General features: G+C 41.9%; 3 protein-coding genes, 2 tRNA genes and 1 pseudogene. 2 read left to right on the top strand and 4 right to left on the bottom strand.

Going from position 1 to position 19401, the window contains the following annotated elements; all coding sequences use genetic code 11:
* Nucleotides 1-230: 230 nt before the first annotated feature.
* Nucleotides 231-674: pseudogene (locus tag MO867_RS11210) on the bottom strand (helix-turn-helix domain-containing protein); the annotation flags it as partial.
* Between the two features lie 812 nt (nucleotides 675-1486).
* Between MO867_RS11210 and MO867_RS11205 the strand changes: the two are divergent.
* Nucleotides 1487-1562, top strand: a tRNA-Val gene (locus MO867_RS11205).
* Nucleotides 1563-1613: 51 nt separating this feature from the next.
* A tRNA-Asp gene (locus MO867_RS11200) sits at nucleotides 1614-1690 on the top strand.
* A 131-nt stretch (nucleotides 1691-1821) separates the two neighbouring features.
* Here the strand turns inward: MO867_RS11200 and MO867_RS11195 are convergent.
* The 3 genes from MO867_RS11195 to MO867_RS11185 form a co-directional block, all read right to left on the bottom strand.
* A complete protein-coding gene (locus MO867_RS11195) occupies nucleotides 1822-2598 on the bottom strand; it encodes a thioesterase II family protein (protein WP_256473955.1) in 777 nt (258 codons plus the stop codon).
* Between the two features lie 14 nt (nucleotides 2599-2612).
* Entirely contained in the window at nucleotides 2613-4244 is a 1632-nt protein-coding gene (locus MO867_RS11190; protein ID WP_252466665.1) for a cyclic peptide export ABC transporter, read from the bottom strand.
* 148 nt (nucleotides 4245-4392) lie between these two features.
* Nucleotides 4393-19401 (bottom strand): non-ribosomal peptide synthetase, encoded by a 15009-nt coding sequence (locus MO867_RS11185; protein WP_252466663.1) that lies wholly within the window; start codon nucleotides 19399-19401, stop codon nucleotides 4393-4395.

Genomic DNA, 19401 nt, shown 5'->3' with positions numbered 1-19401 from the left:
CATGGGGTTCCTGGCTTGTTTGTGTGGAAGCTAACCAGCCTACAGCCAGCTGGCCCCCTTTGCTATCGCCAAGTGTGTCGGTCATTGTGGGAATCTAGGAAATACCCTCAACCATACTGTCATCGTCCGAGTAACTTAGGGGGCGACTCGAACTTTTAGACTGCATTTACTACTTTTGTCTCAATCTTCTTAGAAAACATGGCAATCATGTCGCGATTCTAGTGCAATTGCCCTGCCTCAGACACCTTGGCTTCAAGCTCTTTTAATCGCAGTTTGAAGTTGGTTAGGTCATGCCTTAACTAGATGCTTCGAACGCCAGTGGGGGGTCACAAATCACGGCGTTTACACAATTCATTGGAGACTCGAACCTGTCCATGAACAGGTTCTTGGAGGGCATAAGTCAACACGTTCTCCTCAATAACGGTGCCAACACGGTTCTTGTGGTTTGGCACCCGTCGACTCTTCTCAAGAAGGGCATCCACGACACCGCTTGATGCGGCTTCCTTGTACCGACAGAAAGTGTCTCTCGATACACCAAGCATCTTGCAAGCTTTGAAAATATTGTCGAGTTCTTCTGCCAGATTGAACAATCCGGACTTGTGTTTGATGATGCGATCATTAGCTGGATCATGGTGTTTATCCTTGGTTTTGCTATTTGGTTTAGGCTCCTTCATCAAACCGCTGAGTCCTCATTTTTCAAGAGGATGTGTCAGATTTGGTCTGCGCTTATCCAGTTAAACGCATACGGAAAGTGTTGCCCAACTAACCACAAAAGCCACTAGCTCTTCTGTTGGAGGGGGTACTTCGCTACGCGCGTTACTGGCTACAAAGTGCTCATGTATCCGGAGGTTCAGCTGCGACCACCTAGTGTGGCGCATTAAACTAACTGCAGATATAAAATATCGATAAAAATAGCTTTTTTGACAGGCCGAAACCCGTTCCAGTCTATATCTACAGGCTTTTTTATAATTGCGATCTATTTAATACAGTACACTAGAGTATGCTGTTCTTCTCAGCAGTCAATTATATAAGCCTCTCTGTGAAACGACCCGCTCCCGCATCATTGCTGTGATATTGAACACGTATTCTTGCTCTTGTATAGAGGCGCATATCATTTCGAACTCTTTGAAAAGTACGATGCGGCCTTTTTTATGATCGCCCCCCTACCTGCTCAGCCAATCATTGCTTCAGTCCCGCATTTTTGCGGTTCACGCTTTCTCAGCATCACCTCGCCCCGGATTGTGCTCAGCTTGGGGCATTTCTTTCCTTTTTGATGTGGCACCTTACTAAGTAGTTTATCGCCTAAGAGAAAGTCGGTCGTTAACAGGTAGAAGCAGAAAACCGCTGAGAAAGAAGAGAAGATTTACGAATCATGTACTTACACTAAATTACTGGGTGTTTTTTGCCCACCTCAAATCATCCAGAAATTTTCACTACATAGTTGACCCGAGCTGAAAATTCATTAAGATACGCAGCTCCTGGCAGAGGGTGGTTAGCTCAGTTGGGAGAGCGACGGCCTTACAAGCCGTAGGTCACAGGTTCGACCCCTGTACCACCCACCACCTCTCTCACTCTTGCCTGGCAAGATAATAAGTAGAGGGAAGCAGGAATGCGGACCGGTAGTTCAGTTGGTTAGAATGCCGGCCTGTCACGCCGGAGGTCGCGGGTTCGAGTCCCGTCCGGTCCGCCACATACAAAAAAGCCCTGCTCGCAAGAGCGGGGCTTTTTTGTATGTGGCATATATACGAGGCCCTAGCAGCACCTAAGGCCTTTACCCGAAGGCCTATTAGTGGTTCCGCACAAAGCCAAACTGCAACTACCTTAAGCGGCTAATGTAATTTCACTCAACTCCCGAGCAACCGCACGCACAACCTCTGATCGCAGGGTGTTAATAAAAAAATGGCCATCATTAAACATCTTTAGAGAGACCTCCCCCTCCATATACTGTGCCCAAGCGAGAAGCTCAGACTCCAACACAGTTGGATCTGAAGCACCTCCAAATAGCGCTACTGCACCCTTGTACTTCCAGCCCACACTACAAGAATAAGTTTCACTTAGCGAAAAATCGGCACGGAGAATTGGGAGAAAAACCTCCATCAGTTCAGGGCTTGCTAAAACTTCCTCTGGTGTGCCGTTATATTTCCTAAGCTCGGCCAACAAAGCCTCATCTGACAGAGTGTGAAGCCTCTTTTCCAGAATCAAGTGAGGAGCCTTCTTGGCTGACAAGATCAGAAGTTTTGGCTCATCAAGGCCTAGTAGGGACAACTTCCTGGCGACCTCAAAAGCAATAAGTGCTCCATTACTATGCCCGAAAAAAGCTGTAGGCTTTGTGTTAAGCCCGGAAATCACTTTGGCAATAGAATTTGACAACTCATCTAGCGAGTGAAGCAAAGGCTGGCCGAATCGCCGGCCACGCCCGGGTAATTCGACGCCGAACACCTCAACATCTGGACCTAACTCCCTTTGCCAGCCTTGAAACACTTGCGCCCCCCCTCCCGCGTAAGGGAAACAGCACAATCTAATGGGCGCCGAGCTTGCACAGGTATTTTCATCCCGATGAAACCATTCGTCTACATTTTCAATTGAACTCGTATACATGCTTCCCGAATAGGTCATTGCGAAGACAGCTCCAACTCATTAATGGCCAACTCCTCCTGATACGCCTTACCGAGCTCAAAATTGTACATCCTATCCGCCACATCAAAGTACTTATCGTCATGAGAAATAACTATCACGGTTTTACCATCTGCTTTAAATGCTGGAAGTAATTCCCGGTAGAAATAGCTCCTAAAAATTGGATCCTGATCAGCTGCCCATTCATCGAAAAGATAAATAGGGGCATCTTCAGCACAAGCTAGTAGCATGGCCAACCTTTTCCGTTGACCTTGTGATAAATCAATTGTCGATAGCTTTCCATCAACAATATCTACTTTGTCTGCCATCCCTAAGCGCTCGACATGCGACCAGACATCCACCTTTGAAACCAATTCCCCCTTAGAATTAAGGATATGTTCAAACAAATAAAAGTCAGAAAAAATAGTAGAAAAATGATTTCTATACAACTGAATGTTTTTTTCTGAAACCTCAATATCACCAAGATGGATACTGCCTGAGCAATGAGAATATAAGCCGACTAGTGCTTTCGCAAAAGTTGACTTACCACTTCCATTTCCACCCCGAATAAAAACTACCTCCCCTTCAGAGACCTCAAAATCTACCGGGCCAATTGAAAAGCTTAGATCACCTGATTCCTCATAGCGATACATCAAACCCCTAACAGATATTTTACCCCATCCGCTGACATCGCTCTTGTCGGTCACTCTGTCCACAAGTTGATTTTCCACCAAACTTAGCGATTGAACTTTTTTATAGGCAACTCGCCCCTTGAAAAGAAATTGAAAGGAACGCATTACGAAATTTAGGGGGCCCACCATGTAAGTAGTAAATAAAACAAAACCAGTTAGAACCGCAATCTCAATTTCGTACACCGCAAAAGCAAAATATACAAGCAGTCCCAAGCAAAAAAACAGGATGGTTGATGCCCAACTTTGAGTTAAAACCCAATATGTCAGTGCGTTGGACTCGAGCGATTTTACCTCCTCCAATCTAGGTCGCACTAATTGTTTTAGAAAGAAACTTCTCCTGGCCTCATTTAAGCTTAACTCCTTACTTCCATCAACCATACCTTTAAAAATGCTAAACATACCATCCTCACTCTCCCTTAAAGCAGTGAAAACCCTAGCGCCCCGATACATAATATATGCCGTCAACGAGACACCACTACCCAGGGATAAAAAAAGAACGGTGAACATGATCGGAGACAAGTACGCCAAATAGCTGAAGCACAGCAATATTGTTGTGAGGTTTACAACAAATACCGGTATGATTGCCAACGCCTCAGAGAGGCTATTTACATCGGTGGTGATAGTAGCATGAACTCTGTGGCCACCTATCTTCTCCAGTTGTTCGTAGCTTGTGCCTAATACCCTTTCAACCAACAAAGAGCGTATACGAAAGACCAAAGATGTTCCTAGCCTTGCAAGTAGCCATTGCGAAAAAAAACCTAGAGTGAACAACAGAACGATGGCCACAAGAAACGTGAGTACAAAATCATCCATTCCTGCCCCTGCTAGAGAGCCATTGATCATAGAGATCAGCCATAGACTTACGCCCGCACTTAACGCGCTCAATACCGCCGCAAAAACTAGCTTCCACTTATATTCTGAAACGATTTTCGAAATCACTATATATCCTTAAAAGGCAGTAGGCCAGCGATCAACTCACGGCCTACTATTTACTTCACACCATCAAAGTGATGCAGCATTTACTAACAGCCAATACTCCCTGTATAGAAACAAGTAAAACTTACCATACAAGGACGAGAGAGGCGATTTAGAACTTTTCGCCTAACCGCCGATTAAATACTTCAGATAAACCCCGAACATAAGGGTCTCTGACAAGGTTTGTATGATCACCCTCAACCTCTATTTGAATAATTTCTCCCTTCGCATAATGACTCCACCCATAATCACTCAGCTCAGCGTCGCTACCTGTAACTCGGTACAACTCTAAATCTATTCCTGCAACTGCTGGACGATATACCGACAGGGCAAACCCTATATCAACAAGATAATTAAAGTATCGATGCACCATAGATCTATCCAGCTCCTGAGGGACGAAACCTGTAGAAAAAGCATCATTAACTAACCTATCCACCCCCTGATCAACATCAAGAGTGGAAATTATTTCCCAGTCAAATTGATCTTCAAACAGACCTTTAATTCGATCAAACCAGGAAAATACAGATTTACTTAGATTTTCAATTGGCCTTTCATCAAATAAACCAACATAACCAACTTTGTGCCCCGCATTCTGTAATTGAACGGCGACCTCGTAAGCAAGGGACCCACCCAGCGACCATCCTACTAAGTGGAAGTCCCCCCCAGAATGTTGGTTAATTAGAAGCCGCACATAAAACCCAGCCAATTCCTCGAATGAACTAAAACGATATTCTTCCGTAACTGCAGGAGCTTGAACGCCATAGACAGTGCCAGCAAAATTCATACTATTTGCCAACTTCGTATAGCAACCCACATTACCCCCCAAAGGATGGAAGCAGAAGATCTGACTGTTATTAGCTCCGTGCTTTAATTTAATAAGACATGAATCAGCCAAGTTAGAAACTATCAACTCTGATAATTTACCAGCCGGATTAACATTAGGAACTGGATCAACAGATGTAACGCTTGAAGCAAGAGACCTCAAACCACCCCTGTACAAATCGACTAACTTCTGCGCTTCACTCTCCATATATCGAGAAGAGTTATACTGGAGATTACAACGTAACATTCCTCCTGTTGCAATCAAAGTCAAGGTGATCCCATGGGAAGTCCGCCTTCTTGGGCTAACGTTAGTACCAGTTGACTCGCTAGCGACAGAAAAATGATTATTCTGCTTGGTAGATTGATCAAACTGCCCCAGATAATTAAATAAGATCCCCGATTTCGAGCAGGTTTCTATGAGTGAGCGCCCCAGCATATACTTATAAATACCATAACCTAAACCCTGTGAAGGAACTTCATTAAGCTGGACTTTAACAGCCTGAAGCTGTTTTACTAGATTATCACTTGTCACTTCCAGCGCCATAGGGTAAATAGATGTAAACCAACCAATGGTTTGACTAAAATCGAGACCTGAATCCAAACCATCCCTACCGTGACTCTCTATATCAAAGCGAACTGTATCTTCACCATTCCACTGCTTAATCGAAATTGATAATACGGTTAACAATAGTTCATTGATTTGAGATGAGTAGACTTCACCAGCCTTTAGCAAAATATCCTGAGACTCACTTATTGGAAGTTCAAAACCTACATTAGAAAATTCTGAAAAAGTCTCAATCTCATCATATGAACCAACATCAAGCATGTCGAGATTGGACCAGTATTCAATCTCATCAGTAAAACATGGAGAGCGAGAAATCTTCTGTAAGTAAAGAGCCCAATCTTGGAAAGAATTAGTCTTGAATCCTGCAGAAAGCGGCTGATTATTGACTAACTGAGTCCAAAGCAGCTCAATATCCTGCAATAGGATCCTCCAAGAAACACCATCAATTATTAGATGATGCACAATCAATAATAATCGACCCTCACCACTTAGATTCTCAATAAAAATAGCTTTTATCAACGGACCATCCAAAATCGATAAGCTTCTCTGCGCCTGTTCCGCAATATCAGAGAAACTCGAAAATGAATCATCTTCAAAAAAATAACTTTCGACACTAGCAGATACCAAATCTTCAACTTCGAGTTGATACCTTCCTATCCAGTTTGTATCTCTGCATTCAAAAGTCAGCCTGAAGGAGTCATGCTTACTAAAGACAACCCTCAAAATAGACTTCAAATTTTCGACGTTTAAACCGGGCGGGGTCTTCAGAACTATCGACTGATTATAATGATGTAGATCCGTTTCAACTTGAAAAAATTCACTCTGTATGGGGATCAAGTTAAGTGTCCCCGACACGAGCCCCTGAGAGACCTCAGCTTTATTTAAATTTTTAACATTCGGTGCAAGTGCCGAAATAGTTTGATGTTCAAATATCTGCTTGACGCTAATTTGGTAACCTTCCTTAGCGGCACTGGAAACCAACTGTAAAGAAAGAATTGAGTCGCCACCAATCTCAAAAAAACTCTTCGTCGTATCAACTCTTGAAATCGGAACGCCAAGAACTTGCGCCCAAATAGCTCGAAGCTTAGTTTCAATAAGGCCTTTAGGTTCAGTTATATCAACAAGACCAAAAGAGTCCTCAGGGATACGCAGCGCTTTACGATCAACTTTTCCATTAGGGAGAACATTGAACTCATCAACTTCAATGATCATTGAAGGAACCATATAATCAGGAAGGCGCTCTTTCAGGAAGCGCCTTAGGCATTCAGACAATGAAAAATCCCCCTCAACCTTAAACCCCGTTGACTCCACCCAAGCTATCAGCTGTTTCCTGCCATCCGGGCATTCTCTTACATCAACAACAGATGCTGATACAAAGCGATGCTCAGAGAGCTTTTGTTCGACCTCTCCAAGCTCTATTCTAAACCCTCTCAATTTCACTTGGTCATCAGCACGTCCATGGAATACTAAATCGCCATTTTCCAAGTAACGAACTAAATCGCCAGTTTTATAAATCCGAGCTTTAGGTAAGTTAGAAAATGGATCACTGGAAAAACAATCCGCTGTTTTTCCGTCGTTATTTAAATATCGCTCTGCCAGTATTCCACCTCCGATATATAATTCTCCTACAGCCCCCCATGGAAGAAGGTTTATATTCTCATCCAGTACATATAGCTTCCTATTCCCTACAGCATTTCCAAGAGGAAGGTATGATTGTGCTTCTGTAATATCCGCAATAGTAGTTGTTATTACAGCTTCTGTTGGCCCATAGGCATTATACAGCTTACATGTTTTGTCAATATTTAGCTCTCGCCAACGCCTTACCAGACCAATTGTAGGAGCCTCACCTCCAACAACGACTCTGCTTAGGGTTGATTTATTCCAAAATCTAGAATTGACCGTGTCATCTAATAATAACTGGGAAAGGTAGTTAGGCGATAGATCCGTAATCGTGATTTTATTTGCATCTACAAATTTTGAAAACTCAATACCACTCCATAAGTCCTTTTCCCGAAAATATACTCTCGCACCAACTGTTAAAGCAGCAAACACTTGCTCCCCAAAAGTATCAAAACTAAATGACGCAAACTGTAACACTCTATCCTTATCTGATATAGATAGAACTTTAGTTATAGCGAGTATATGGTCGCTCAAAGCACCATAATTAACGACGACACCTTTTGGCATTCCTGTGGTACCAGAAGTATAGATTGCGTACACAGGACTCTTACGGCTACGTTTTGGAGCTATAAAGTCAGCTTGCCCTTCACCTACCCAGTCATATAGATCTATGACAAACTGATTATCAATATCAAAATAAAACCTACCCACTAAATGACTCTGAGTGAGTAAAGCCCCTGCTCTAGAATCTTTGAGCATAAACTCTAAACGCTCTCGCGGATAATTCGGGTCAAGGGGTACGTACGCAGCTCCGGACCTGAGAACAGCCAGCACAGCAACAATCATCTCAGTCGATTGATTCATACAAATTGCTACAAAGGATCCTTCAGAAATACCGGACGTGATCAAATCATCTGCCAATCTATTTGAGCGCCGATATAACTCACCATAATCTAAGCTCTCCTCCGAAAAAGTTACCGCATGCTGCCTCGGGAAACGTGAAGATTGCAGCGTAAATAGATCTAAAATTGCATGATCGCGCTCACTCGCACCAGGTCCAACACTCTCCCCATTGATTCTATTTAAATCACTAGAAGAAATGCAGGACAGCGCTCCTAATTTTCCTTCAGTACAGTTTGAGATATTCTGCAACAATTGTTCCAGTTGCTCAGCCATTCTTTGGATTCGAGACTCAATAAATAAGTCTGTATTGTATTCAAAGCTTAATTGAAGCCCATCTCGCAATTCTGAAACATTTAACGTCAGGTCATACTTTGCTACTGAACGATCAAATTCATAAAACTCAACACTAATATCCTCCAGCTCAGCCTCAACTGGACGATTAGTATCCATTGAAAGCATAATCTGGAAAAGTGGTGAGTAAGCGGTGCTACGCTCAGGTTTCAGTAGGTCTACCAACTGTTCAAAAGTAAGCTCTTGATGAGAAAGAGCATCCAGATTAACTTTTTTTACTTGGGAAAAATACTCATGTAACGATTGACTGCCATCACAATCCAATCGTAAAACCAAAGTATTCACAAAGAATCCTACAACCGACTCAATCTCCATTTGCGATCTATTTGCAACAGGAGCTCCCAGTACTATATCGTGATTATTACTTAATCTTGACAGTAAATAGGCGAATGAACCGTGAAGCAACATAAAGAGCGTTATATCGTATTTCTCTGCAGCGCCCTTCAAATTAGCTAATAACTTGTTATCTAGGAGTCTATGTATAGTCTTACCGGAATACCTTTGCGTAATAGGACGAACAAAATCCAGTGACAAATTATGCGCTTGAGGTATCCCAAATAATTGGGCCTTCCAAAAATTTCTCAAACGTGAAAGATTATCGCCAAACAATATCTGTTTTTGCCAAATAGCATAATCTATATATTGAAGCGGGAGATCTTCCTTTCTAGGGGCCTCTTCCCTACTTAGGGCCTGGTATATATCAAGAAATTCTTGAGCGAGTATCCGCATAGATCGTCCATCAGCAGCAATATGATGAACATTGATGATTAGCACCCCATAATCCATCGGTGACTTAATAAAAGTTGCACTCAGCATCAAGTCAGCTGTTAAATCAAAAACTCTAGATATTTCACTCTTAATTGTAGCGTCTATTTTATCCTTAATCTTCCACCTTGATTCATTTCCAAAATTTATATATTTGAGCAAAAAGGGACCATGTTCAGAAATTACTTGTTTAGCCCCATCACCACCATCAATATAATTAACTCTTAATATTTCATGCCTAGAAATTAGAGTTGCAAACGCGTCTTCTGCAAAATTGATATTAAATTGTCCGGAAATTTTTATCGCCAGAGGTATATTATATTGACTGCTACCACCTTCCAGTTGATCAATAAACCACAACCGTTGTTGCGAAAGAGAGAGATCAAAATGTTTCGCGCCTCTATCGACTGGTTCAACCTTTGAATCAACAGAATTATTTTCTGAGTTTTCTATTAAACTCGCCAATAAATGTAACTCAGGAGTCTCAAATACTTCACGAACAGATAACTTAACATTAAACTTATCAGATACCTCTGCCACTAGCAGAACTGATAGCAATGAATGTCCCCCTAGCGAAAAGAAATTTGCGTTCTGCCCTATATTTTCAACATCCACTTTGAGTAAGGTAGACCAAATAATAGCTAGAAATCTCTCAATTTCCGTTTTCGGAGCTAAATATTCCTCTCCTAAATCATTTGGTTCCGTAAGAGCTTTTCTGTCTATTTTACCGTTAGGTGTGATCGGCATTACATCGAGTATGGCTAGTCGCGTAGGTACCATATAACTGGGAAGGAGTTCTCCGAGTCTCCTGCGAATATCATCTTTAACGAAATTAGCCGAGACCGAAATATTAGAACTCAGAACAACATAACCTGCCAAATATTTGTCATCCCCGCCACACCATACTTTAACTGCTGCGTCCTTGACATCAGACAGAGTACTTATTGTGGACTCGACATCACCAAGCTCTATTCGATATCCGCGAATCTTTATTTGGTGGTCCGAGCGCCCTACGTAAATCACCTGTCCACTGCTGAGAAGGCGAGCTAGGTCACCTGTCCGATAAGTTCGACCATGAGAACTCTCCCCGAAAACAGAATTAGTCAACGATATCTGGTTATTATATCCACTATTGACACTGTCCCCCAAAATTACAAGTTCTCCAACCATACCACCGGGAACCGAGTTTCCACTTCGATCGACAATATCAAAATTTACGCCCTGTATCGGTCGCCCTAAAGGAACAGAGATTCCAGGCTCCTTACCAGTTACAGAGGAATAAAGGACATCCGACAATACCTCAGTCGAACCATATAAGTTGAAAAATTTAACGCCTTTGAAAAGGCTAATTGATCGTTTGGATAAATCTATAGAAAAAGCTTCGCCACTAACAAACCAATATTTCAGGCTTGTCAACTCCGCAGAGAATGATTCTTTTGCCCTACACATTGCGCGCAATAAAGAGGGAGCAGTGACAATCCGGCTTACTTTCTTTCTTTGTAGTTCAAGAATAAATTCCGCGGTATTTTTAAGCGTATCTCGCTTGAAGAGAACTAAAGGGGCACCGGCACACATAGGTACGAATAATTCCCAAACAGCTCTTGCAAACGCCATCGAAGTAATATGACACGCGATTTCCTCTTCACCAAACGGGAAGTCATTTAACATCCAAGCAACACGATTTTGTGTGGCTCCATGAGTGCCCAACACTCCCTTCGGACGCCCAGTTGAGCCGGAAGTATAGATAAGGTGCGCGACAGTATCCCTTCTTATCTCCGAACAAACAGGCTTATCAGAACTAAAGGACAAGTACTCCGTGACAGTTGACGGATGATCTAGAGTAATCAACTCAATATTAGGTGCAAGATCTTGAACCCACTGAATTGATCCCAGATCAGTAAGGATCACCTTTGCTCCGCAATCCTCAAGAATATAGGATAAACGTTTAGCAGGTAGCTCAGACGTCAGAGGCACATAGGCCGCTCCAAGCTTTAAAATTGCCCAAATCGAGACTACACGATCAATACTTCTTGAAGTTGCGATAGCAACCTTATGAGTCGATCGAATATCAAACTGCTTAAAAAGATAATTGGCTAACTGATTAGCTTTTTGATTCAGCTCGCCGTATGAAATAGCCATATTTTCCATAATAATGGCCGGCTTGTTCGCGTAAAGCTCTGCATTTTCTTCGAATACATCAATTATACTTTCGAACTTCTCATCAGTTCTCGATAGCGCTGCCCCAGACCAACCATGGCCATTCTTCCACGGAATAGAAAATACTGCCGATTCTGGGTTGCCCACAACGTATGATAAAAGAAATTCAAACTCATTCGCTATCGTTTTTATCGTAGCTTCATCAAATAAGTTTGCATCATAGACCCATCTAAAACTTAAACTATTGTTTCCAATATTTTCGTTGATATATAAAGTTAAATCATATTTATGCTCTATCTCTCCGGCAGATTTCAAAGCTTCAATTTCCAAGCCAGGAATACCGGCAGTCTCTCCTCCAATATTATCCATATTGATGAGAATTTGAAATATCGGCGTAAATTCCGTGCTCCTTTCGGGGCTTAAATGTTCGACGATAAGCTCAAGAGGTACATCTGCATAACTAATCGCCTCAAGATGCTCGTTACGGCAACGAGCTATTAGTTCATTGAAACTTGGGTTATCTAAGAACTGTGTTCTAAATACCTGCGTATTTAGAAACAAACCTACCATAGAATCAAGTAGCTGGTTATTTCGACTAACCGATGGCGCACCTACTACAACGTCAGATTCGTTGCTACATCTTCCAATATGTAGTGAAAGCCCAGCCTGCAATAACATAAACAATGTTGCTTCATTCTTTTCCGCTAGAAACTTTAATGAAGTCGTTACTTTAGAATTAACTCCATTGTAAAAAGTTCCTGTGCTTTTCTCACCACCACTTGCCCGGATCCTATCTGTAGGGAGACTATGTATCGGAGGAGCATCGACCAGCTTCTCTTCCCAAAATTTAAGCTTCTGAGCTAAAGTAGCTCCTTCCATGTACCTACGTTGCCATATAGCGTAATCCCCATACTGAACATCTAGCTCCTTTAATTCTGAAGATCTACTTTCCTTTAAAGAAGTATATATATGCGAAAACTCGTCAAATAGAACTCGCATAGACCACCCGTCTGCGGCAATATGATGCAATGTAAGTAATAGAATTCTATAACTGCTACTAAACTCCAATATAGAGCCTCGCAACAGTAAGTCCTCCTGAAGATCAAATTTATAAGAAGATTCCAGTTTAATAGTTTCTAGAATTACAGCATCTTGCTCTTCAGGTGAAAGCCTATTTAGTTTTGTAACTTGAAAAGAAAAATCAAATTCCTCTCGTACTACTTGTATCGGACCTTGCTTCCTCTGATAAAAACACGTTCTCAGGATTTCGTGCCTTTTAATAACCTTATTTATGGCTCTGTTTGCAACAACCACATCAAAATCGCCGGAGATCTTGAAGGCATGGAACATGTTATATTGAGTCGAGTCTGGAGATAACTCATTTAAAAACCAAAGCTGCTGCTGAGCAAATGAAAGTGGTAGCTCAACAATGTTTCTATCTCGAGGAGTCAAGCGTATCTCAGACGAACTTGCACCGGACGTAGCAACCAACACTGAGAGCTGCCTTAATGTCCTTGCACTAAAGACATCCTGCACAGTTATACGGACATTAAGCTTGTCTTCAATAAGGTTAACTAGGCGTACACTTAATAGTGAATGCCCGCCCAGGGCAAAAAAATTGTCATTGAGGCTAATCCGCTCATATTCTAGCCCGAGTAAGTCGGCCCAAATACCTGCAAGAATTCGCTGGTATTCATTTTCGGGAGCTAAGAAATTCACGCAGCCTAGTAGAGCAGGTTTAGGTAACGCGCTTTTATCTAACTTACCGTTAACTGTGAGTGGTAATTCCTCTAATACAGAAAAAGCAGCAGGTATCATATGCGTGGGCAACCTGGATTGTAGCGCTTCCAGCACCCAAGTAACTAATTCTTCACCATTTACATTCTCTACGGGGCATAAATATGCAACTAACTGACCTGGAAGATCATCCCGAACTAACACTACCGCGGATTTGATTATATTTAGATCCAATAGTGCGGCTTCAATTTCTCCAAGTTCAATTCGAAAGCCACGTATCTTTACTTGTTCATCAACTCGGCCGATAAACTCCAGGCGACCATCTGAAAGTTCACGAACTAGGTCTCCTGTGCGATAAAGCCTCTCACTTTCGTTATAGGGGTTAAGTATAAACCGATCAAAATCTAAATCCGGTCTGTTATAATACCCTCTAGCCAGCACCACACCACCAATATACAGTTCTCCGATAGCGCCAGGTGCAACAAGCTGCTTGATCTCATCGAATATATAACAATAGGAATTGGCTATTGGCCTTCCTATGCTCTCCCTGTCAACCCTACCAACATAAGATTCGCGCAGAGATGTTATCGTACACTCTGTTGGTCCATATAAGTTGAAATATGTACGCCCTATAGACCAGTACCTAGCAACATTGAGTGGGCAAGTTTCTCCTCCTGTGCCAATGACCTTGAGTGAGGGTAATAATTGCTCTCTCTCAGCAGCAAGTACGGCTGCAGGGAGAATTGCATGGGTTATATTTTGATCTCTAATTATTGTAGTTAAATCAGACTGTAGGTCTACCAAGTAAATAGTTGCCCCAGAATTTAGCCCTGCAAATAACTGCCCAGTAGCTGGGTCAAAATTGAACGATATGCAATGTAGCAATCGATCACCGCAGCCGAGTTTAAAATCCTGGATTTCTACATGGTTGAGATTGAGTAAACTCAGGTGCTCAACTAAGACGCCCTTTGGACTGCCCGTCGACCCTGACGTATAAATTAAGTAGGCTAATTGACGGCCATCTCGCTCTACAGCAGGCGCTTCAGGCGACTGCTCTTGCCAAGAACAGCGGTCGAGCCACAACACATCAATTGAACTATTGTCCAGTAATGACTGACTTTCAGTTTCTCCCAGTACCAGACTAGCACCACTATCTTGTAGCATAAAGTTCAGGCGTGTCTTGGGATATGCAGGGTCGAGGGGAACATATGCTCCCCCCGCCTTTAACACTGCCAATAAGGCGATCACTAAGCGTGGTGTTCTCGGTAAACACAAACCAACTTTGCTTTCCGGTACTACCCCCTTATTACGCAACAAATTGGCAAGTTTGTTGGCTTGTCGATTCAACTCACCATAGCTAATTGCTTGCCCCTGCCAAACAATTGCCGCAACATCAGGTTGTAATACTGCTTTCTCTTCAAAATGTTGTTGAATATGGCCACTAGGAACTGGTACTACTTCGCCACGAAGGCCCATTTGAACCGAGGGTTCAACTAAAGGTATTATTTCAAGCTTATCATTTCCGTGTAAGGGAATATTTGTCAGCATTATCATCAATTGTGCTGCCAGTTGACGAATATGCCCCTCATCGAATAACTCATTGTTATAATCGAATTGAAAACCCAAGCCTGATTCTTTGTGGGTCACACTTAGAGTTAATTCAAATTTTGCCTGAACATCCTCTCGTTCAAAGCTGCATAGCCGAGTACGAGGCAACTCCAAATTAGTTCGCTCATTATTATCCATCGTAAACAAAACTTGGAATAACGGGCTATATTGGGTACTTCGTTCGGGGTTAAGTCTCTCAACTAAGTGCTCAAATGGAACGTCCTGATTTGCCTGGGCATCTAAATTGACTTGCTTTACCTGCTGTAAATAGGTAGATAGAGTTTGTTCTAGGTTGCAGTTGAGTCTCAGCACTAAAGTGTTAACAAAGAACCCTATCATTTCCTCCAGTTCTTGTTGTAAACGACCAGCAACAGGTGTACCCACCACGATATCGCTTTGGCCGCTATGGCGAGATAATAGTAAGGCAAAAGCACCATGTAATAGCATAAATAACGTCACCCCACTTTCCAGAGCAAACGCTTTCAGAGCCTCCCCGTTATGTTTATCTAAAGTTAAACAAACCTGCTTTCCTTTTTGACTCAATTTTTGTGGGCGCGTGTAATCCAATGGCAGATTATGAACAAGGGGTAGTTCACGAAGCTGCTCATCCCAGTACTCCAACTGACAAGTAAAAGCCTCGCTGTTAAACCAATTTCTCTGCCAACTAGCATAATCTGTATACTGAAAAGTAAGCGGCGGCAACTGATCATTTATACCTGCCAAAATAGCTTCGTATTGTATTCCAAACTCTTTTACCAATAGCCCTATTGACCAACCATCAGCAGCGATATGGTGCATATTAATATATAATACACCTTCATCCTCAGCTGTATGTATGTAGCCCGCACGCAACATTAAGTCATGGGCCAAATCAAAAATTCTGTTTTGTTCTTTGCTAAGCTGCTGCTGAATTTTTTCAAAACGTTGATCTGCAAAAAAATGACTAAGATCTGAACGTACTAGCGAAAAATTGTCGGAACCCTGTATACGCTGTTCTACAATTTGTCCTTCATCAACGAATACAGTACGTAAGGAATGGTGACGGGAAATGATTCGAGTAAATGCCTCTTCGGCTGCCTCTTCTGAAAAGCTCCCGGTAACCGAAAAAGCGCCAAACATATTGTAATGGGGGCTACCACCTTCAAGTTGGTCAATAAACCAAAGGCGTTGCTGTGCAAAAGATAAAGGTATAGGACCGACTATATCATATGACGGGCTTATCTGAGGCCGTAGGGCAGATTCTTGTGTTTGATCAATACATCGCGCAAACTCAGCCAATATTGGGCATTCAAATATTTCTCGAACTGCCAATTCCACACCAAATTCAACACGTACAGCAGCGATCAGACGTACAGATAGAAGTGAATGCCCCCCAAGAGTAAAGAAATTTGAATTAGCTCCAATTTTGTCTGTTGGCAACTGAAATAAATCAGACCAAATATTTACAAGCCTTTTTTGAATTTTTCCCTCTGGCTTTACATATCGGCTATGTGACTCAATAAGACTAGGCTCTGGAAGCGCTTTTTTATCAACTTTACCATTGCTGGTTAAAGGTATTTTATCGAGCTTCACATAAAAGGAAGGATGCATATATGACGGGAGTTCATTGGCAAGTGTGCTCTTTATCTCCTCTACTTCGTCACCCACCAATTCAGGGTGACGAAACACAACATATGCAATTAGATATTTCTGCCCTTCAGTTAATTCACGATACATGACAACTGCCGTTTCAACATGCTCGTGAGAAATAAGATGGTATTCTATTTCACCCAACTCAACTCGATAACCTCGTATTTTGATTTGGTCATCTATCCTACCAACATATATAAGCTCCCCTGATGGACGAAGCCTCACTAAATCACCCGTTCTGTAGTATCTCTCACCTTTTGGTACCATTGACACAAATCTTTGACTGGTGAGATCTTGCCGATTCAGATATTCCTTAGCCAGACCATGCCCACCAATGTACAATTCCCCTACCGCCCCTAAAGGAACTTCAGATCTATGTACATCTAGGACCTTTACTCTTACATTATTCAGGGGAATCCCTATATTTGGATATTCTCCTTCTATAACACTATAAGTACTGTTTACACAGCACTCCGTAGGTCCATAGACATTTATAGCTGAACGCTCATGCAGAGTTTTCCATTTAACCAGACGATGCCATAAATCTTGAGATATCTCTTCACCACCAATCAATAAGTTTGGAAGACAGGAAGCCAAATTTTGGCTAAACCAACTTTCAAGAAGAGAGGGGGTGCAGTCCATAACCTGAATATTAAATTTAGAGATTAGCCTTCTGAGTTTAGCTCCCTCTCGCTTTATGTCCTCATCAACAATGACAAGGGACACGCCACAAGCCAGCTGAATAATACTTTGTAACGAAGCATCAAACGCATAAGAAGAAATCCAACCCCATACGTCCCCCTCTTTAATTAACCCCCAATCTCGCATATTGTTGGCGAGATTGGTCAATGCTTCATTCTGAATAAGCGCCGCTTTGGGTTGTCCGGTTGAACCGGAGGTGTAAATCCCGTACGCAAGATCCTTACTGGAGTCTCTATCATATATTGTGAAGTTCGCAGTCGAACGCTGTGCTAACTCAGCCTTAAAGAAGGCATCATCAACAGTAATACTACTCACCCCTTTTACCCGGTTCTGTGAAGATTTATGAGTTATAAGTAACTCGACACCACTGTCTTTGAGAAGGAATTCCAAGCGTGGCGAAGAGCTAGAAGGATCTAATGGGACGTAGGCTCCCCCAGCCTTCCATATAGAAAGTATGGCCACTATAATATCGATCGAACGGTTAAGCAGCAGGCCTACTAGTACATTTTCTTTAACACCATTCTCTCGAAGGTAACAACCAAGCTGGTTTGAATGTTCATTCAGCTGTGCGAACGTGAGAAATTCATTACCATTAGATACAGCTATTTGGTTGGGCCTATTTTGGATCTGACTTTCAAACTGAGAGCAAATACTTTTAAAAGTAGTAGAATTGAACTCTGGAGCCGAATCCAACTTATGAATAAGTTTGAGTTCGTTATCATCAATATAATTTAAGTGTCCGATAGGGCAATCAACACGAACTACTATGTCTTTCAGCAAGCACTGAAAATTAACTGCCATTCGAACAACAGATTCCAACAAAAAAAGCTCTGTATCGAACTCAAATGTCAAGCGAATACTATCATCAACTTCAACAGCGTTTAGCAACAATTCAAACTTACTATAACCAGTTTGGCTTTCTATAAACTCCAACTCAACATCTGGCAAATTTAAAGTCTCAGACTGAGTATTATTCATTGAGAACATGATTTGAAATAACGGCATATAACCAGTATTTCTGTCAGGGCATAAGCGCTCGACCAATTGATCAAGTGGTACTTCTTGATTGTTTAGAGCATCTAGGTTAACTTTCTTGACTTCATTTAAGTATTCGCTAAATGCAACTTCAGAAGTACATGTAGTTCTAAGTATAATTGTGTTAGCAAAAAAACCAATTAGGTTTTCTAATTCTTTAGAGCCTCTATTGGCTACAGGCGTACCTATTACAATATCTGACGAAGAGGAATACTTGGCAAGTAACACGGAAAATGCTGCATGCAGCAACATAAATAGGGTGACATTTTTTTCTCGAGCTATTTTTTTAAGCTCTAAAGATAATTGACGATCTAGGTTAATCACGTACCTGGATCCACAGGTATTAAATTTATTTGAGCGGGGTTTATCTAACGGTAGGGTGTGAACTGCAGGAAGCTCTTGTAAATTAGACTCCCAAAAATTAAGCTGAGTTTTAACGCGTTCACTTTCTAAATATGTACGTTGCCAAATCGCGTAGTCCACATATTGTACTGGTAAATCAGGAAGTAGCCAGCCCTTATTAGAAGTGAGTTTCTCATATAGCGTAGCAAATTCCCTTAGCAAAACCCCAGCAGAATGGCCATCTGAGGCGATATGATGCATACTAAAGGTTAAAACTCCTTCTATAGGGGATACCTTTGCATAGGAAACACGCAACATAAGGTCTTGAGAGAGATCAAACAGACTTGCTCCCTCACTCTCAATCAGGTCTTTAATCTGCTGACTTCTTTCTCCATCGGATAGTCCAGAAAAGTCTAATCTTCTAATATAAAAATCATTGTCTTTAAGCACCTGTTGATACGGTTCACCCTCAACTTCCACGAATATTGTCCGGAGAGATTTGTGGCGATCTATAATGATACGAAATGACTGTTCCGCTATATCAACATCAAACTTTCCAGATACTTTTAGCGCACCTGGCATTATATATTCTGCACCATCGCCCATTCTATCTAGAAACCAAAGACGTCGCTGAGTATCGGATACTGGAAGTAAGTCAGAACTACGAACCACTGGGACAATCTTAGCTAGATCATCAATTTCTATAGCGCCTCGCGAATCATTCTCTAAAAACGACTGAAGAGACACTTTGTGCTCTCTAATCATTTCAACAAATTGAGGTTTAAGCTTGCCCTTTTTTGCCTTTGCTTTTAATTTCCCTTCAGCAACATGCAAATGGATACCCGCACCATTTAATATTCTTATAACTTCGGCTGTCTTATCCAT

The organism is Microbulbifer okhotskensis (assembly GCF_023895975.1).
GTDB classification, from domain to species: domain Bacteria; phylum Pseudomonadota; class Gammaproteobacteria; order Pseudomonadales; family Cellvibrionaceae; genus Microbulbifer; species Microbulbifer okhotskensis.
This window is presented reverse-complemented; position numbering and strand designations above follow the sequence as displayed.